Origin of the sequence: Maricaulis sp., assembly GCF_017642925.1 — a bacterium.
GTDB lineage: Bacteria > Pseudomonadota > Alphaproteobacteria > Caulobacterales > Maricaulaceae > Maricaulis.
Genome location: NZ_JAEPOL010000006.1, coordinates 164,882 through 183,653, shown reverse-complemented (window position 1 = coordinate 183,653; position 18,772 = coordinate 164,882). Strand labels below are relative to the sequence as shown.

The following is an 18,772-nucleotide window of genomic DNA, read 5'->3' as shown; positions in this document are numbered from 1 at the left end:
GTTGACCGAGTTGACCGAGTTGACCGAGTTGACCGAGTTGACCGAGTTGACCGAGTTGACCGAGTTGACCGAGTTGACCGAGTTGACCGAGTTGACCGAGTTGACCGAGTTGACCGAGTTGACCGAGTTGACCACTCTATGAACTGCAATCTTAAGTTCGAGGGTGGCAGGTGAAGGCCGAGGACAGCCCGTTTACGCCCGGAGCGGGCGTCATGCCCGACGTGATGGCGGGCCGCGACGCGGTCGTGGCGGCCATGACGGCGCAGATGCGGCGGGCACTGAAACACCGGGCGGCGCGCAGCCTGGTGCTGCACGGGCTGCGCGGAACCGGAAAGACATCCATTCTTCTGGAGGCGCGCGAGCAAGCTGAGGCTCTGGGCTGTCTGGTACCCTGGATCGAGGCGGTGCCCGACAGGCCCTTCCTGCAACAACTGGTCGCCCAGTTGCGCAAGGTCCTGATCGGGCTCGACAATGTCGAAAAGGCCCGGACGTTTGTACGGGCGGCGGGCCGGGCGCTGGCCAGCCTCGTCCGGTCGGTGAATATCGACTTTCCCGGCGGATCCGTCGGTGTCGAATTCGAACCCGAGCCGGGCATCGCCGACAGCGGCGACCTCGAGACCGATCTGCCCGATCTGTTCGAAGCCGTCGGCGTGGCGGCCAGGCATGCCGGCACGGCTGTCGTACTGATCGTGGATGAGCTCCAGTTCGTCGGACATGGGCACCTCAATGCCCTGATCGTTTCCATGCACCGGATTGCCCAACGGCGGCTGCCGGTCATCCTGATAGGCGCCGGCCTTCCCAACATACTGCGGCAGCTGGGCGAGAGCCGGTCCTATTCCGAGCGGCTCTTCATGGCGGAGACGATCGGCCCGTTGAGCCGCGAGGCGGCCGATACGGTCTTTCGCGACACGCTGGCACTGGAAGATGTGGAGATCGGAAACGGGGCGCTGGATGCGTTGTGGGCCGAAACGGAGGGTTATCCGCATTTCATACAGGAATGGGGCAATGGCTGCTGGGCCGTTGCCAAAGCCTCACCGATCCGCCGCCGTGACGTGGAACGTGCAGCGGGGCAGGTGCGTGAAGCGCTGGATCGTGGCTTCTTCCAGATGCGTCTGGACCGGTGTACGCCCCAGGAGATGGACTATATGCGGGCGCTCGCGACGCTGGGGCCCGGCGAGCACCGGCCCGGTGCTGTGGCGAAAGCCTTCGGTGTCGGCTCATCCAGCCAGCTCAACTCCACGCGCCAGCACCTGATCGAGAAGGGCATGATCTACGCACCCAGCTACGGGCAGCTCGCCTTTACCGTTCCCCGGTTCGACGCCTTCCTGACGCGTCACACCGGTTAGCCCTCGCCCTCGATCTCCTCGCGCAGGGCTTCCAGCTCCAGCCACTGCTCTTCCTTCGCATCGCGTTCGGCGAGCGCGTCGGCCAGTTGTTGAGAGACTTGTGAGAAACGGGCGCTGTCGGCAAACAGCGCCGGGTCGTTCATCTGGCTTTCGAGTTTGGCGATCGTCTCGCCCAGCGCGTCGATCTCGCCGGGCAGGCGTTCCAGCGCATAGCGATCCTTGTTGGCCATGCGCCGCTTTTCCTGCTTGGGGGCTGTCGGTTGCGGTTTGGCCGGGGCGTTCGACGCCAGCTTGCCGGTCGTCACATTCGCCGTGCGGTCGTCCGGCGAGACGCCGCGGCCGCGCTGGGTCAGCATGTCGGAATAGCCGCCGGCATACTCGCGCCAGCGCCCATTGCCCTCCGACACGATCACGCTCGTGCAGACCCGGTCGAGAAAGTCGCGATCGTGCGAGACCAGGAAAACCGTTCCGGTATAGTCGTCGATCAGGCCCTGCAGGAGATCGAGCGTTTCCAGGTCGAGATCGTTGGTCGGTTCGTCGAGCACCAGGAGGTTGGAGGGCAGGGCCAGGGCGCGGGCCAGCATCAGCCGCGCCTTCTCGCCGCCGGACAGCACGCGCAGCGGCGTGTTGGCCTGCTCCGGCGGGAAAAGGAAGTCCTTCATGTAGGCCATGACGTGCTTGGTCTTGCCCGCGACCTCGACCTGGCTGCCGCCGCCCTGGGTCAGCGCCTCCGAGACGGTCCAGTCGTCCTTCAGTGCCAGCCGCTTCTGGTCGAGACTGGCGATTTCCAGCTTGGTGCCCAGGCGCACTTCGCCGGTATCCGGCGCAAGCTGACCGGTCAGGACGTTGAGCAGCGTCGTCTTGCCGGCACCATTGGGGCCGACCAGGCCGATCCGCGCCTTGCGGGCGATCTTGGTCGAGAAGTCGGTCACGATCGAACGGCCGCCAAAGCCGATCGAGACATGTTTGGCTTCGGCCACCAGCTTGCCGGAATCCTGGGCCTGGCTCGCCTCCAGCTTCACCTGGCCCTGCGGACCGCGATGCGTCGTGCGCTGGCGCTTGAGATCCTGCAGGTCGGCGAGACGGCGCACATTGCGCTTGCGGCGCGCCGTGACCCCATAGCGCAGCCAGTCTTCCTCGCGCACGATCTTGCGGTCGAGCTTGTGCAGCTCTTCCTGCTCCTGCTCGAAAACCTCGTCGCGCCAGGCTTCGAAGGCACCGAAGCCTTTTTCAAGCAGCCGTGTGCGGCCGCGATCCAGCCACAGCGTCTTGCGGGTCAGGGTTTCCAGGAAGCGCCGGTCGTGGCTGATCAGTACGAGGGCAGAGCGGCAGGCCGCCAGCTCGCTCTCCAGCCATTCGATGGCGGGCAGGTCGAGATGGTTGGTCGGCTCGTCGAGCATCAGGATGTCCGGATCCGGCGCGAGCGCCCGGGCCAGTGCCGCCCGCCGGGCTTCGCCGCCGGAGATCACGCCGGGCTTCTCCTCGCCCGTCAGGCCGAGCTGTTCGAGCAGATAGTCGGCGCGATAGTCCATATCGCCCGGCGCCAGTCCGGCCACGACATAGTCCCGCACCGTCGCGAATCCGCTGAGATCCGGGTCCTGCTCGAGATAGCGGATGGTGGCGCCGGGATGCACAAACCGCTCACCGCCATCGGCTTCGACCAGCCCGGCGGCGACCTTCATCAGGGTCGACTTGCCCGACCCGTTCCGTCCGACGAGACACAGGCGCTCGCCTTCGCCGACCTGCATGTCGGCGCCGTCGAGCAGTGGCGTAACGCCAAAGGTGAGGTGGATACCCTGCAGGGTGAGAAGCGGTGGTGCCATGTGCCGACGCATACAATCGCGCGGGCCTGTCGTCACGGGTTTCCGGCATCGCGAGCATGAAGGGGGGACAATGGGAATAACCGTCCCTCTGGTGGGGTTTCTGTACAAAGGCTCATTTGTGCCCGAACCGGGACAGGCCTAGTCTTGCCCCAATTTTGCCATTTTCAGGGGAGGCGGCTCGCAGGAGCCGTGACGGGATATGCTGGAAATCAACAATCTTACGAAGACTTACGCAGGTGGCGTGCGCGCCATGGACGGTGTCACGCTGAACATTCCCAAGGGCATGTTCGGTCTGCTCGGCCCGAACGGTGCGGGCAAGTCGACGCTGATGCGCACGCTGGCGACCCTGCAGGCGCCGGACAGCGGTACGGCCACGTTTGACGGTATCGATATCGTGCGCGAGCCCAAGGCTCTGCGTTCGGTGCTGGGCTATCTGCCGCAGGATTTCGGCGTCTATCCGCGCATGTCAGCCCGTGCCATGCTGGACCATCTGGCCGTGCTCAAGGGCATCTCGAACGGCAAGGAACGCAAGCAGGTCGTCGAAGCCCTGCTGGAACAGACCAATCTGACCCAGCATGCCGGCAAGTCCGTCGCCAGCTATTCCGGCGGCATGCGCCAGCGTTTCGGCATTGCCCAGGCGCTGCTCGGGGACCCCAAGCTCATCATCGTCGACGAACCGACGGCCGGCCTCGACCCGGAAGAGCGTAACCGCTTCCACAATCTCCTGTCCGAAATCGGCGAGAATGTCGTCGTGATCCTGTCGACCCATATCGTCGAGGACGTTGCCGATCTGTGCCCGGCGATGGCGATCATGAATGGCGGCAAGATCGTTGCGCAGGGCGCTCCGGCCGATCTGATCGCCGAGCTGAGCGGCAAGGTCTGGGCGAAGACGGTGGCCAAGGGTGAACTGCCGGCTGTCCGCTCGCGTCTCAACGTGATTTCCGAACGCCTGACCATGGGCCAGGTTCTGGTACGGGTCCTGTCGGAGACCGATCCGGGCGAGGGGTTCGAAGCCGCGACGCCGGATCTCGAGGATGTCTATTTCGCCACCATCACCGACGGCCGCCGGGCCGCCAACGCTGCATAAGCGGCGCGAGGGAGGCTTAGCCATGCTCTGGAAAATCGCCGGATTCGAATTCCGGTTTCAGCTCTTTTCGCCGGCATCCATTGCCATTTTCGCGATCTTCTTCCTGCTCGTATTCGGCGGGGTGACGATCGACCAGATCCAGGTCGGCGGCGGTGGGTCCGTCAACATCAACTCGCCCAACGCGCTGACCATCAACATCCTGATCTTCTCGATCTTCGGGGCGATCATACCGACGGTCTTCCTGTCGTCAGGCGTTTTGCGTGACTTCGGGTTCAAGACCTCGGAACTGTTCTATTCGCGCCCGGTGCGGGAATTCGATTTCGTGCTCGGCCGCTTCATCGGCGGTTTCGTGATCACGGCCCTGGTTTTCTCGGCCGTGCCGCTGGCCTTCCTCATCGGCAGTGTCATGCCCTGGCTCGACCCGGAACTGGTCGGGCCCACAAATCTCGCCTGGTATCCCTATCTCTTTGCCGTGTTCGGGCTGGTCAATCTGTGGGTGATCGGCACGATCCTGTTCACGGTGGCGAATTTCACGCGCTCGACCATCGCGACTTATGCGGCCTTCGTGGCGCTGCTGGTGCTGTATTTCCTCGGCGTGGGCCTGTCCCAGTCCCAACCGGATCTGCGCGACATGCTCGCGCTCATCGACCCCTTCGGTTTCAACACGTTCGGCGAGGTCACCCGCTATTGGACCGTGTTCGACCAGAACGAGCGGGTTGTCGCGTTCGAGGGCGTGATGATGCAGAACCGCCTGCTCTGGATCGGCTTCGGCCTGGTGCTGCTGGCGATCAACGTCGCGACCTTCCGCTTCCGCCAGGGCAGTTTCAAACTGCCGGGCCGAAGGCGGGCCGGTGCGGTCGCTGCAGCGGGCTCTGCCAACGCCATTTCCGAAATCGAGCTGCCGCGTGTGACGCCGCGTCTCGATGGTGGAGCCGCCTTCCAGCAATTCCTCGCCCGGCTGAGCTTCGAGTTCAAGGGCGTGGTGTTCAATGTCGCTTTCTGGATCCTGCTGGTCCTGGGGCTGCTCAACACCGTTCCGGGCTTCTTCCTGGGCAATGAGTACTACGGCACACCGAACTATCCGGTGACGCGGATCATGATCGACGTCATCAACGGCGCCTTTTCATGGCTCCCCAGTGTCGTGGTGATCTACTACGCAGCGGAGGTGATGTGGCGCGAGCGCCGGGTCGGCTTCTCCTACATCGTGGATGCGACGCCGACACCGAGCTGGGTGTTCATGGCGACCAAATTCCTCGCGCTTTGCCTGGTTGTCGTCAGCCTGATCGGCCTGGCTCTGCTTGCCGGTGGTGTATCCCAGATGATCCAGGGCTTTGCTCCGGTTGAGTGGGATCAGTACGCCTTGCGCGGCCTGGTCGGGATGATCCTGCCGACCGCGATTTTCGCGGCCCTGGCGATCTTCGCCCAGGTGTTGATGAACAATCGCTGGCTCGGCATGGCCTTCATGCTGGTCTTCCTGATCGTCTCCATCGTGATGTCGCAGATGGGGCTCGACCATAACCTCTACCAGTATGGCAGCACCCCCGGTGCGCCCTATTCGGATATGAACGGCTATGGCCATTTCCTCGGCATTTCGCTCTGGTTCTACGCCTACTGGTCGTTCTGGGCGCTGCTCCTGCTCGTCATTTCCTACCGGCTGTGGAGCCGCGGGTCCCTGTCGCCGATCCTGGCCCGCCTTGGAGCATTCGGCCGCGGGATGACGCCGGCAACGGTGGGACTGATCGTGGTGGCCCTCGCCGGCATTGCCGGTACGGGTGGCTGGATTTTCTACAACACGAATATCCGCAACACCTATGTCTCCTCCAACGACTTCCGCGGGCTGCAGGCCGAGTATGAGCGGGAGTATCTCTACCTGGAGGATGTCGATCAGCCGACCATCGTGGAAACCGCCTATGAGGTGGATATCTACCCCTCCGAACGCCGCTACACGGCGCGGGGCCAGTATGTGCTGGAAAACCAGACGGACGCCCCCATCGATACGCTGTGGGTGTCCTATGGCTACGGTACGACGGTGCTGTCACAAGAGGCGCAGGGCGGGCAGGTGGATGCGGAAGATCCGCGTTTCCTGACCTATTCCTTCCGCTTCGACACGCCCATGCAGCCGGGCGAGACGCGTACGTTCGACTTCTCGGTCGAACGGGCCAATCCCGGTTTCCGCAATGCGGGCAATGTCAGCACGGTCAATTACAACGGCACCTTCTTCAACAATGGCGAGTCGATGGCCAATATCGGCTTCAACGGCAATTGGCGCCTTCAGGACCGCCAGCAACGCCGGCGTGAAGGGCTGGAGCCGATCGACCGGGCCTTCCCGCTGGAAGACGAAAGCCATTGGGACGAGAACGGTCTGACCGGGTCCCACTACGTCACCTTCCGCACGATCGTGTCGACCTCGGCCGACCAGATTGCCGTCGCACCGGGATATCTGGAGCGTGAGTGGGAGGAGAATGGCCGCCGGTACTTCGAATACGTGATGGACCGGCCGATCCTGAACTTCTACTCGTGGCTCTCCGCCGATTATGCGGTGGCCGAGCAGGAGCAGGACGGGATCGATCTGCAGGTCTTCTACCATCCCGACCACGCCTGGAATGTGGACCGGATGCTCGAGGCCTCGGCGGATTCGCTGGCCTATTTCTCGGAGCATTTCAGCCCCTTCCAGTACCGGCAGTTCCGGATCCTGGAATTCCCGGCCTACCAGACCTTCGCCCAGTCCTTCCCGAACACGATCCCGTATTCCGAGGGCATCGGCTTCATCGCCAATCTCTCGGACCCGTCGGAGATCGATTATGTCTACTACGTGACCGCACACGAGGCGGCGCACCAGTGGTGGGCGCACCAGGTGCTGGGGGCGAATGTGCAGGGTTCGACCATGCTGGTGGAAACCTTCGCCCAGTACTCGGCGCTGATGGTGATGCGCGAGGCGTATGGCGAAGACCATATGCGTCGCTTCCTCAAATACGAGCTCGACAGCTATCTGTCGGCTCGCGGCTCCGAGTCGATCGAGGAATTGCCGCTCTACCGGGTCGAGAACCAGCCCTACATCCACTACCGCAAGGGTGCGGTGATCATGTATGCCCTGGCCGACTATCTCGGCGAGGATGCTGTGAACCGCGTCATGCAGCAGCTGATCGCCGAACGGGCCTATTCCACCGATCCGTATGCCACGACGCTCGACTTCCTGCGCATCCTGCGCGCTGAAGCCGGGCCGGAATGGGAAGGCGTGATCCACGACTTCTTCGAGCGGATCGTCGTGTTCGACCTGGAAGCCGTATCGGCGACCGCGAGCGAGCGCGAGGACGGCCGCTGGGATGTCGCCATCGAGATCGAGGCGCACAAGTTCGAGGCCGACGGGGCCGGCGAGCAGACCGAGGAGGATATCGACTACATGATCGATATCGGCCTGTTCTCGGAGAATCTCGACGATGCCTATGAAGGCAGCGATCACGTGCTCTACATGGAGAAGCACCGGATCGACGAGACCACGATGCGTATCGAGCTCATCGTCGACGAGCAGCCGCTCTATGCCGGTATCGATCCCTACAACAAGCTGATCGACCGCGATTCAGACGACAATCTCGTCCGCGTCACTGTAGAATAGCGAAAGCGGAAAGCAGAACGGCCGGTCCGCCTGGCGGGCCGGCCGTCTTGATTCCGGAGTGAGCGCCAGGCCGTCAGATCGCCGCGCGCACGTCGGTATAGTGGATGTCTTCGGAGACGCGCGTCAGCGAGCGCAGGAAGCTGGGGAAGATGTCCAGCGCGTCGTCGGCCGACAGGCTGCCCTTCTCCCGGTCCGTCCACCAGTAATTCCAGAACGACGTCACATGGGTGACCGCCGAGAGGTCGCTGCCCAGCTGGCCGAAATAGGCCGGCGCCTTGAGCAGGAAGTCGCGGATCGCCGTCGGGTCGCCGCCCTTGCAGAAGCGCGTGTACTGGGCGTCGTAATCGTCGATCACCCGGGTCAGCGCGGTCCAGCGATCCTTGGCCATTTTCAGGATGGCACGGCGGATATCGTTGACTTCCTTGTTCTCTTCCCAGGTCGCACCGCGAACGGTGACATTGTTCAGCTCGACCAGGAATTGCCGCAGCCCGTCGCGGGCCTCGCGGATGCGCCAGCGGTAGTAGAGAATGCCCTTCCAGCCGAAAATGCCCTCCTCATACTGCTCTTCGCTCATGCCGAGGGTTTCGCGCAGACCGACGAGTTTCTGCTTGTCCTCGCCATCCAGAAGCTGGCGCGCGAACTTGCGGGCACGGTCATCGTTCGGGCTCAGGATTTCGTCGTTGAAGGCCAGACTGACGATGCCGAATATCTGCCGGGTCACATGGCCCAGCATCGCCTCCTGCTCGTCCGGCGAGATATTGAAATAGAAGCGGCCGACGGGACGCTCGCCGGTGGCATAGCGGTCGGCAAGCAGGAAGGGGTCGAAGGAGGGCATCGCGGCGAGGTCCTTCACCCGCTGCAGGTCGGCCTCGAATTTCGGATTGATCGAGCCGGTGCCCAGGAATTCCTTGAGCCGGCGATCAAACCCCTTTTCCTCTACAAAGAAGGAATGCCCGCCCATCGCCAGATCATCGACGGAGACGGGAATGATCAGCTTGGTGGCGACCGGGTTCTCGGTCAGCAGATAGGGACGGTCATGCGGCCGGACGGTGTGCTTCAGCATGAAGCTGGCATTCAGCCGTATATTGCGGAAGAAGGGCTTCGCCGCGAATTCCAGGGTCTGGCCGTATTTGCGGTGGATCGACCACAGGTCGAGAATGCGGGGTGTCGCACCGCCGCGCACGATCCGGCGAAGGCTGCTTCTGTCTGACCCGCTCATCCATTCCGTCCTGATTGCCCCAGCGCCGCAACGCTAGCGGGAACAGCTTAATATCGGATGACCTTGTGGCTTTTTGCGCTGCGTTGGGGCTGCGGCCTGAACGGTGGGCCGCAGCCCCGGCGGGCAGGACGACGGGGCGGCCTCAGGCCGCGTCCGTCGTCACGACGACCGGTTGGGGGATGGGTGAGCGCAGGCGCCGGCGGGCTTCCGTGCCGGTATGGCTCGCGCCGGGAGCGGTGCGGGTCACGCTGGCGATGAAGTCCGAGAACAGCGTCACCGCCTCGCGGGCGTGCAGGAAGCCCTTGGAATTCTGCTTCGCCCAGTAGCGCCAGTAGCCGGGCACATGCCCCACCACCGACAGATCGCTCCCCACATCGTAGAAGAGCGAGGGCGCCTTCAGGAGGAAGTTGCGGAAACCATGCGCATCCTCGCCGCGGCAGAAGCGGCCGAACACGGTCTCGTATTCCTCCATCACCGTCGTCAGGCAGGCCCAGCGATGCCGGGTCTCGTCGATGATCGCGCGGCGCATATGCTGCAGCTCGGAATATTCGTGCTCGCTGGCGCCGACGATCGAGACCGCCTTGATCTGCTGGATGAAGCCTTTCAGTGCCGAGAGCGCCTCATTCATGTGATAGCGATAGTAGAGAATTCCCCGCCAGCCGAAGATGCCGGAGCGGAACTCCATCTCGGTCATGTCCAGTGAGCGGCGCAGATCGCTCAGGCGGCCGTCCAGATCGCAGGCCAGCAATTGCCGGGTGAAACGCAGGGCGCGTTCCTTGTCCTGCTGGGAATGATCGCCGAAGGCTAGGCTGACCACGTCGACGATCTGGCGCGCCACGGAATCTTCCATGCGCTCCTTCTCGTGATCGGAAATGTTGAAATACAGCTCGTCGATCGGCCGGACGTGATCGCGATAGCGCTCGGCCAGGATGAACGGGTCGAAGCTGGGCAGCGCCGCCAGCTCGCGCAGCCGGATCAGGTCGAGATCCATCAGGTGCGGCTCGTCCGGGCGCTCGAACAGGGTGCGCATCTTCTGGGCAAAGCCGATCTCCTCGACGAAGACGGCATGTCCGCCCAGCGACAGGTCGCTGTCGGCCAGCGGCACCAGAACCTTGGTCACCACCGGCTGTGACGACATCACATAGGGACGTTCGTGGACGCGCACCGTGTGCTTGATGATGAAGCAGCGGTTCAGGCGCGGATGCAGGAAGAAGGGGTTGGCGCTGTGCCGGTCGTATTCGCCATAGCGCTGGGCGATCGAATACAGGTCCAGGATCCGCGACGTGGCGCCACCCTTGATGATATTGCGCAGATCCGAGCGCATGGTTTCGCGGACACGTGCCATCGAGGACCCTCCCAGACAGGTGCATAACCCGGCCGGACTTAAGGCGAGGTCTGTCCTCGCGCTCGGAATTGAGTCGAATGCAACTTATCGCCGGGACGCGGTGTGGGCGGGTGGCTTCAGGCTGGCAAAGAGAAAGCCCGCAGCGGCACCGCCCAGGCACAGGGTCAAGAGGCCGGGCAGGTCGCGGGAGGAGGCGACCGGCGTGATCGTCGCGTCGAGGACCTGACCGTAGAAGGCCGTGATTCCCAGCATGATGGCGGCAATCGCCGCGCCGCCGGCCAGGGTAAAGCCCAGCCGCCGCCAGCCGCGCCCCAGAAGGCGGCCCAGCAGTCCGGCTATCGGGAAGGCGACGGCAAAGCCGACGAGGATCAGCACGAAAAGCGTCGGTGCGAAGCCGGCCAGGTCCTGCCGGATCGCGTCCAGGCGGACGGCGGTGGGGATGCTGGCTCCGGCGTGAACGAGGGCCTGCAGGACGACATGCGTGTTGGCGATGCTGACCAGCACGGTGCCCGTCACGACGGCGAGCAGGTAGACGGCAATCATGCGGACCGTGGCCATGGCGTCCCCCGAATTGGGCTCTACAGCGATGGGCCGAGCCTATAGTGTGGCGTCATTGGCGACAATTCGCTTGGGGGATGAGATGGCCGGAAAATCGATCGTGCTGGGCTTGGCCCTGACGCTGGCCGCCGCGCCGGGGCATGCCCAGACGCATCTGGAAACCCGGGTCGAGGGGCTGGAACACCCCTGGAGCCTCGCCTTCCTGCCCGATGGCCGCATGCTGGTCACCGAGAAGCCCGGCCGCCTGCGCCTCGTGGCGGCCGACGGCACGCTGTCCGATCCGCTCTCCGGCGTGCCCGAGGTTCTCTATTCAGGCCAGGGCGGTCTGCTGGATGTCGTGCTGCATCCGGATTTCGAGACCAATGGCCAGGTCTATCTGACCTGGTCTGAAGGGCGCCCGCGGGACAATACGCTGCATCTGGGCCGGGGGCGGCTGGAGGACGGCGCGCTGAGGGACTTCGAGACGCTGTTCTCGGCAATTCCGCGCCGCCGCACGGATGTCCATTATGGCGGGCGGGTCGCCTTTCTGGCGGATGGCAGCCTGCTGCTGGGGATCGGCGAGGGGTTTGATTTTCGCGAACAGGCCCAGGATCCGCAAAGCCATTTCGGCAGTTTCGTCCACCTCGCCGATGACGGGACGCCCTTGGGCTCCGCCTTCGAGGTCGCGGCGCCGGGCGTCTTCTCGATCGGCCACCGCAATCCCCAGGCTGTCGTGGTCGATCCGATCACCGGCACCGTTTATGCCAATGAACACGGGCCGCAGGGCGGCGACGAGATCAATGTGCTGGCCGAAGGGAATAATTATGGCTGGCCGATTGCCAGCCATGGCATCGACTATACCGGTGCGCTGGTCACGCCGTTCGAGACTTATGCCGGCATGACCGACCCGATCCATGTCTGGGTGCCCTCGATCGCGCCCGCGGGGATGGCGATCTATCGCGGCGGGATGTTCGCGGACTGGGATGGCGATCTGCTGGTCGCAGCCCTGATTGCCGGCGATGCTGACGTGCCCTCCGGCCATGTGCGCCGGGTCGATCTGGAGAACGGCACGGTCGCCGGCGAAGAGGTGCTGTTCGGCGAGGTTGAGGCGCGCATACGCGATGTCCGCGTGGCGCCCGACGGCGCCGTCTGGCTCGTCACCGACGAGGAAAACGGCCGGCTGGTCCGGGTGAGCCGGGAGTAGGCGCGCCTACTCCGCCGGCTGCGCGTCGCTCCGGCTGGCCAGTGGCGTGCCGGACAGCATTTTTCGCCGCCAATTGCCCAGCCGCATGGGCGCGCCCAGCATGACCGGGGTGAGCACCAGCGTCAGCAGGGTCGAGAAGCCCAGCCCCCAGACCACGGCTGAGGACAGCTGCACCCACCATTCCGACGCCGGTCCGCCGATCGACAATACGCCATGGGCGAAGTCGGCATTGATCTGGAATACCATCGGCAGCAGGCCGAAAATCGTCGTGACCGTCGTCAGCATGACCGGGCGCAGACGCTGGGCCGCGGTGCGCACGATGGCCTCGTCGACCGCCATGCCCAGGCCGCGCAGGCGCTGGAAGGTGTCGATCAGCACGATATTATTGTTCACGACAATGCCGGCCAGCGTCACCACGCCCGTCCCCAGGAAGAGGATGGAGATGTAGGGGAAGGTCAACAGCACGCCCAGCAGCACGCCGACGACCGACAGCACGACGGCCTGCAATGTCAGCACGACATGCCAGAAATTGTTGAACTGCCAGAGCAGGATCACCGCCATCATGAACAGCGAGGCCAGCATGGCATTGCCGAAGAAGGCGCCAGCTTCGGCATTCTCCTCGTCGGCGCCGAGATAGTCGATATCGACCCGGCGGTCGATGGCGCCGCTCTCGACTTGCTCGTCGATCCAGCTGCGCAGCTCGGCCAGCAGGATATTCCCGGCATGGCCTTCATCGGCATTGGCGCGGATCATCAGCACGCGCTTGCCGTCGCGGCGATTGATGGAGTCGATGCGCTGGTGGGCTTCGCGGGTGACGAAGTTCGAGATCGGCACGGCGCCGGTCTGGGTGTTCACACGCAAATCGTCGAGCCGTGAAATGTCGCGGTCGCCTTCGGGGAAGCGCACCCGGATATCCACTTCCTCGTCCGCGTCGTCGGGGCGATAGCGGCCGACCAGCGTGCCGGTGGTCACCAGCTGCACGGCTGCGCCGACCTGGGTGACGTCGGCGCCGAAGCGCCCGGCTTCTTCGCGATCCACGTCGAGGCGCCATTCCACGCCCGGCAGGGGCAGGGTGTCCTCGATATCGGTCGTGCCCTCCATCGCGTCGATATAGGAGCGGATCAGGCGGGCGGCCTGCTCCAGCGCGGCGGCATCGTCCGAGCGAAGCTCGACCTGGATGTCCTTGCCCACGGGCGGACCCTGCTGGAAGGGACGGACCTCGATGATGACGCCGGGAATGCCGGTCATCGCTTCGCGAATGCGGCGTTCGATCAGACGGCCATTGGGGCGCTGCCCGAAAGGTTCGAACTCCACGAAGATACGGGCGACGCTGTCGGCAGGCGCGGCACCGGTGCCATCGAAGGGCGACTGGCCCGGCGGTTCGCCGGCGACGGTGTAATAGCCCTTGATGCCCTCGATCCCCTCCAGGCGCTGTTCGGCCTCCAGGGCGAGCTCATACTGTTCGGCCGGGGAGAGATTGCCGCGGGCGCGGATGAAGACGTAGAGCTGCTCCGGCTCGGCATCGAGGAAGAATTCGGTCCGCATGGTCGAAGCGCGGGCGCCGAAACTCATCACGATCACCACGACCAGAGCCAGCGCTCCCAGGCTGACCAGGATCGGGCGCGTCACCAGCGTCGAGATCATGCGGGCATAGGCACCGGTGAAACCGGGCAGGGATTTGGGATCGCCTTCTTCGGTGGCGTTGAGGTGGGCGACGGCGGAGTTTTCGTCCACCACGCCGCCCTTGCGGCCGAAGACCGAGCCCAGCGTGGGCAGGAAGATCAGCGCCATCACCAGTGCCGAGGTCAGCACGAAGATCAGGGTCAGCGGCAGGAAGGCCATGTACTGGCCCGGAATGGAGTTCCAGAACAGGAAGGGCACGAAGGCTGCCAGCGTGGTGCCGGTCGAGGAGACGATCGGCCAGAACATGCGCTTGCCGGCAGCCGCATAGGCCGCCTTGCGGGTTTCGCCCTCGGCGAGTTTGCGGTCGGCGTACTCGACCACCACGATGGCGCCATCGACCAGCAGGCCCACGGCCAGCACCATGGCGAACATCACCATGAAATTGACGGTCAGCCCGTAGATGCTCAACAGCAGGAAGGAGAAGAGGAAGCTCGACGGGATCGCGATGCCGACCAGCAGGGCCGAGCGCACGCCCAGCGCCGCCACGACCAGGATCAGCACCAGCACGATGGCCAGCATGATCGACGAGGTCAGGCTCTGCAGGCTGTCACGCACATAGGTGGACAGGTCGAGGCTGAAGTCGTGGCGGACGGTTTCCGGCCAGGTCTCGGAGATCTCGTTGGTCAGCGCCCGCACCGCGGCGGCGGTGTCCATGATATTCTCGCCCGACCGGCGCACGACCTGCAGCGTATAGGCCGGCGCGCCATTGTAGCGCGAGAAGCTGTCGGCATCCTTGAAGGTGCGGCGCACCGTGGCGACGTCTTCCAGGGTGACGACCGTATCGCCGGACCGGGTCAGCGGCAGGCGCAGCGCATCCTCGGCATCCTCGAACAGGCCGGGCACCTTGACCTGGAAGCGGGCCTCGCCGCTGTCCAGCGAGCCGGCCGCGATCAGCCGGTTGTTCGACTGCACGGCGTTGAACAGCTCGTTATAGGTGACGCCATAGGTCTCCAGCAGGGCCGGATCGATGACGATCTCCAGCACTTCCTCGCGCAGGCCCTGAACATCGACCTGCAGGATCTGCGGCAGGGCCTCGATCTCGTCTTCCAGATCGCGGGCGATGCGGTAGAGCGTGCGCTCGGGCGCCTCGCCATAGACCTGCACGGCGATCGTGGGGGCGAGAGCGGAGTTGAACTCCTGGATCACCGGTTCGCGCACATCCTCGGGATATTCGCGGCGGGCCATGTCGACGGCCTCGCGTACGTCCAGCACGGACTGGTCGGCATCGAAGGGCACGTCGAATTCGGCGATCAGCGTGCCGGCGCCCAGCGCGGCGGTGCCGTTGAGCTCTTCCAGCCCCTCGATCGAGCGCATCTCGGTTTCGGTCGGCCGCACGATCAGGCGTTCGGCGTCTTCCGGAGAAATGCCGTCCAGCGGCACGACCACGATCACGAAGGGGAAGGGGATGTCCGGATCGGCTTCGCGCGGCAGGCTGACGAATGAGAGAAAGCCCGCGGCGAGGGCGCAGACGAAGATCGCCAGCACCATGCGGGCGCGATTGATCGCGAAGTCGACGACGCCGGTCACCGGGCCGCTCCCTCCCGGGAGACATCGACCTCGACCCCGTCGGCCACGAAATCCTGTCCCAGCACGATCACCTCGGCGCGGCGCGGCAGTCCGGCGACCCAGACCTGCTCGCCGTCATCGCTGAGCAGCTCCACCGGCACGAAGCGCACGCGGTTGCCGTCCTCCACGATCCGCACGCCCAGCACGCCGTCGGCATTGAGGGCGAGGATGGAGGCGGGAATGCGATGGGCCGGCTCTTCGGGCAGGTCGAGACGGATTTCCGCCGTGATGCCGGACCGGATGGCGTGATCGGGATTGGGCGCTTCCAGCTCGACGCGGAAGGTGCGGGTGGTCGGGTCGGCCCGGCGCTCGACAAAGCGGATCGTGCCCTCGACCGTCTGGCCGGTGACCAGACGGGCCTGCCCCGCCATGCCGGGTTCCAGCTCGGCGACATGGCGTTCGCCGACTTCGGCCACCACCAGGATCGGATCCAGCTGTACCACCGTTCCGCAGGCATCGCCGGTGCGCAGGAAGTCGCCGACTTCGGCGGTCCGGCCATCGAAAATTCCGTCGAAGGGCGCGGCGATATTGACGTTGGCCAGCTCCTCGCGCGCGGCGCTCAGGCGGGCCCGGGCGGCATCGCGCGCGGCTTCGGCGGCCGCGACCTGGTTGGCCGAGCGGTGACCGCGCTGGTTCAGTTCCGCAGCGGCGTCATATTCCAGCTGGCGCGCCCGCAGATCGGCTTCGGCCTGCTGGACCGAGGCCGAGCGGGCATCGACATCGAGCCGGCACAGCACATCGCCTGCGGTGACGGGCGTGCCTTCCAGCCGTTCGGCCTCGGCGACCCGGCCGCCGGTCTCGGCGCGCACGACGACTTCGCGGAAGGCTTCGGTGCGGCCCCGCAGCGACAGGTTGGCCGGGCGCATCTGCGCCTCGACCGAACGCACCACAACCTCGAATCGGTGGCTGGTCTCGGTCTGTTCGGCGTCGCGGGAATCCGCCTCGCCATTGAGCAGCGTCCCCACCGTGAACAGGAGGACCACGGCGACGAAAATGGCGAGGGCGGCGATATAGGAACGGTTCATGTCACGATCGGCTTGCCCGCCTCAGACCGGACGGCCTGCTTGCGGAGAACAGTGTTTACTTGCCCCTCTAGATAGCGCTCGATGTGCCGCATGACGAGGGTTTTCTCGCGGCACGAAATCTTCGTCGGGACCTGTCGCATTCAGACCACCTGACCGGCGCTCCAGCCGGACGACCAGGCCCACTGGAAGTTGTATCCGCCAAGCCAGCCCGTCACGTCAACCACCTCGCCGATGAAGTACAGGCCGGGTACGCTGCGGGCCTGCAGGGTGCGGCTGTCCAGCCCGTTTGTATCGACCCCGCCCAGCGTGACTTCTGCCGTGCGATAGCCTTCCGAGCCGGTCGGGCGCAGCGTCCAAGACTCCAGCATAGCGCAGGTATTCTGCAGTTTCTTGTCGGACTGGTCGGCCATGTTGCCGGCGAGGCCGGCCTCCTCGGCCAGCAGCTGGGCGAGGCGTTTGGGCAGATGTTCCGACAAGACGCTCTGCAGCGCCTGGCGCGGTGTTTCCGTGCGGGCCGTGCGCAGGGTGTCGAACCAGTCGCGGCCGGGCAGGAAGCGGATCACGATATCGTGACCCTCGCGCCAGAAGGAGGATATCTGCAGGATGGCCGGGCCGCTGAGACCGCGATGGGTGAACAGCATCGCCTCCTCGAAGGCGGTGCCGTTGCAGCGCGCCGAGACGTCAGCCGCCACCCCGGAAAGGGGTTTGAAGCGCGCCAGCGTGTCCGGATCGAAGGTCAGCGGAACCAGCGCCGGGCGGGTCTCGGTGACGGCCAGCCCGTATTGCCGGGCGGCGTCATAGCCGAAACCGGTCGCGCCCATTTTGGGGATCGACTTGCCGCCCGAGGCGATCACCAGCGACTGGCAGGTGAGGGTGCTGCCGTCGGACAGATCGAGCCGGAAACCCTCGCCCTCACGCATGTGGGCGGTCACCGAGACGCCCAGGCGCAGCGTCGCGCCGGCGTCGCGCATATCGCCTGTCAGCCCGTCGACAATCTGCCGGGCTGACTGGTCGCAGAAGAGCTGGCCCAGCGTCTTTTCGTGCCAGGCGATGCCGTGGCGGTCGACCCAGTCGATGAAATCCCATTGCGTGTAGCGCTTCAGCGCCGACTTGGCGAAGTGGGGATTGGCCGACAGGAAATTGCCCGGCCCGGTGTGCAGATTGGTGAAATTGCAGCGCCCGCCGCCGGAAATGCGGATCTTCTCGCCCGGCGCCTTGCCATGCTCGATGACGCAGACCGAGCGGCCGCGGCGGCCGGCTTCGATCGCGCACATCATGCCGGCAGCTCCGGCGCCGACAATGACGACGTCGTAGCGGGTCATGGCTAGGCGGGCTTGGCGCAGACGCTGTCGAGCCAGTCCGCGAAATCGGCCATGGCGGCGTCGCGTCCGACTTCGTTTATTGTCTCGTGCCTGTAACCTTCGAGCACTTTAAGGGTAACATGGGTCATCCCCAGGCGCTCCATTCGTGCCCCGAGATGTCGCACAGTCTTGCCGCCCTCGGTCGCCGGATCCAGGGATCCGCCGATCAGGTGGACGGGGAGGTCTTTGGGCAGTTTCTCCAGATTGCCGTCATCCTCGGCGAAAGCGACCCCGTCCAGGAAGTCGCGCCAGAGCGAGACGCTGGACGGCCAGCCGCACAGCTCGTCGGCGACATAGGCGTCGACTTCGGCCCGGTCCGAGGACAGCCAGTCGGCATCGGTGCGGCCTTCGGGAAAGCGCTTGTTCCAGGCCTTGAAGGTCAGCTTGTCGATCGTGGTGCTGGGCGTGAACCGTCCGCCGACGAGTGCCTCGCACCACAGCACGAACCGCATCACGGATTTCAGCCCGCCCAGCGCCATATTGCCGTTCCAGGCGGCGAGACCGTCAATACTGTCCGGTTCGCGCAGGGCGTGATTGACCGCAACGACCGATCCCATGGAATGACCGAAGACCACCAGCGGCAGGCCGGGCCAGCGGCGTTTCGCCTCGTCCTCGACCGCTTTCACATCGCCCATCACCTTGTTCCAGCCATCCGCGTCGGCAAAGCGGCGCGGGGCGCCGTCTTCAGCGGTGGTGAGGCCGTGGCCGCGATGATCGTGGGCGATGACGTGATAGCCGCGCGATGCGAGATAGTTGGCGAAGCGGGCATAGCGCGCCGCGCGTTCGGCCAGGCCGTGATTGATATGCACGATGCCGCGTGCCGCACCGTCGGCCTCGCGCGTATAGACACACAGGTCGGCGCCGGTGGGGCTGGCGAGCCTTTCGGGCGTGAAGGCGGCGTCGGTCATGCATGCTCCCCCGTATTGGTTTCGAGCCTAGCGCGTTTCTTCCAGGCGCGTCATG

At 64.9% G+C, this 18,772-nt stretch carries 12 protein-coding genes; 4 read left to right on the top strand and 8 right to left on the bottom strand.

Annotated elements, in window-relative coordinates; all coding sequences use genetic code 11:
* Positions 1 to 212 precede the first annotated feature (212 nt).
* Positions 213 to 1,346 (top strand): ATP-binding protein, encoded by a 1,134-nt coding sequence (locus tag JJ918_RS07060; protein WP_291885079.1) that lies wholly within the window; start codon positions 213 to 215, stop codon positions 1,344 to 1,346.
* Here the strand turns inward: JJ918_RS07060 and JJ918_RS07055 are convergent.
* Positions 1,343 to 3,169, bottom strand: coding sequence for an ABC-F family ATP-binding cassette domain-containing protein (locus tag JJ918_RS07055; RefSeq protein ID WP_291885075.1), 1,827 nt, complete (start codon positions 3,167 to 3,169; stop codon positions 1,343 to 1,345). The two genes, JJ918_RS07060 and JJ918_RS07055, sit on opposite strands and share 4 nt — an antisense overlap.
* Before the next feature lie 199 nt (positions 3,170 to 3,368).
* Between JJ918_RS07055 and JJ918_RS07050 the strand changes: the two genes are divergently transcribed.
* Positions 3,369 to 4,256: an ABC transporter ATP-binding protein gene (locus tag JJ918_RS07050; protein ID WP_291885072.1), complete on the top strand. Its 888-nt coding sequence runs from the start codon at positions 3,369 to 3,371 to the stop codon at positions 4,254 to 4,256.
* 22 nt (positions 4,257 to 4,278) lie between these two features.
* The gene (locus JJ918_RS07045; RefSeq protein ID WP_291885069.1) at positions 4,279 to 7,869 is read left to right on the top strand and encodes a M1 family aminopeptidase; all 3,591 of its coding nucleotides are present in this window, start codon (positions 4,279 to 4,281) and stop codon (positions 7,867 to 7,869) included.
* 73 nt (positions 7,870 to 7,942) lie between these two features.
* Here JJ918_RS07045 and JJ918_RS07040 read toward each other — a convergent pair whose 3' ends face one another.
* From JJ918_RS07040 to JJ918_RS07030, 3 genes are all read right to left on the bottom strand, one after another.
* Positions 7,943 to 9,088, bottom strand: a complete 1,146-nt coding sequence (locus JJ918_RS07040) for a hypothetical protein (protein WP_291885067.1) — start codon at positions 9,086 to 9,088, stop codon at positions 7,943 to 7,945.
* Positions 9,089 to 9,230: 142 nt separating this feature from the next.
* Positions 9,231 to 10,433, bottom strand: a complete 1,203-nt coding sequence (locus tag JJ918_RS07035) for a hypothetical protein (RefSeq protein WP_291885065.1) — start codon at positions 10,431 to 10,433, stop codon at positions 9,231 to 9,233.
* A gap of 84 nt (positions 10,434 to 10,517) precedes the next feature.
* The gene (locus JJ918_RS07030; RefSeq protein ID WP_291885062.1) at positions 10,518 to 10,991 is read right to left on the bottom strand and encodes a hypothetical protein; all 474 of its coding nucleotides are present in this window, start codon (positions 10,989 to 10,991) and stop codon (positions 10,518 to 10,520) included.
* Between the two features lie 82 nt (positions 10,992 to 11,073).
* Here JJ918_RS07030 and JJ918_RS07025 point away from each other — a divergent pair, with 82 nt between their 5' ends.
* Positions 11,074 to 12,174: a PQQ-dependent sugar dehydrogenase gene (locus JJ918_RS07025; RefSeq protein WP_291885059.1), complete on the top strand. Its 1,101-nt coding sequence runs from the start codon at positions 11,074 to 11,076 to the stop codon at positions 12,172 to 12,174.
* Positions 12,175 to 12,180: 6 nt separating this feature from the next.
* Here the strand turns inward: JJ918_RS07025 and JJ918_RS07020 are convergent, their stop codons facing one another.
* The 4 genes from JJ918_RS07020 to JJ918_RS07005 form a co-directional block, all read right to left on the bottom strand.
* A complete protein-coding gene (locus JJ918_RS07020) occupies positions 12,181 to 15,384 on the bottom strand; it encodes an efflux RND transporter permease subunit (protein WP_291885056.1) in 3,204 nt (1,067 codons plus the stop codon).
* Positions 15,381 to 16,448, bottom strand: coding sequence for an efflux RND transporter periplasmic adaptor subunit (locus tag JJ918_RS07015; protein ID WP_291885053.1), 1,068 nt, complete (start codon positions 16,446 to 16,448; stop codon positions 15,381 to 15,383). The genes JJ918_RS07020 and JJ918_RS07015 overlap by 4 nt, the downstream gene beginning before the upstream one ends.
* A 140-nt stretch (positions 16,449 to 16,588) precedes the next feature.
* Positions 16,589 to 17,770, bottom strand: a complete 1,182-nt coding sequence (locus JJ918_RS07010; protein ID WP_291885050.1) for an NAD(P)/FAD-dependent oxidoreductase — start codon at positions 17,768 to 17,770, stop codon at positions 16,589 to 16,591.
* 2 nt (positions 17,771 to 17,772) lie between these two features.
* Positions 17,773 to 18,717, bottom strand: a complete 945-nt coding sequence (locus JJ918_RS07005) for an alpha/beta fold hydrolase (RefSeq protein ID WP_291885047.1) — start codon at positions 18,715 to 18,717, stop codon at positions 17,773 to 17,775.
* Between the last annotated feature and the right edge of the window lie 55 nt (positions 18,718 to 18,772).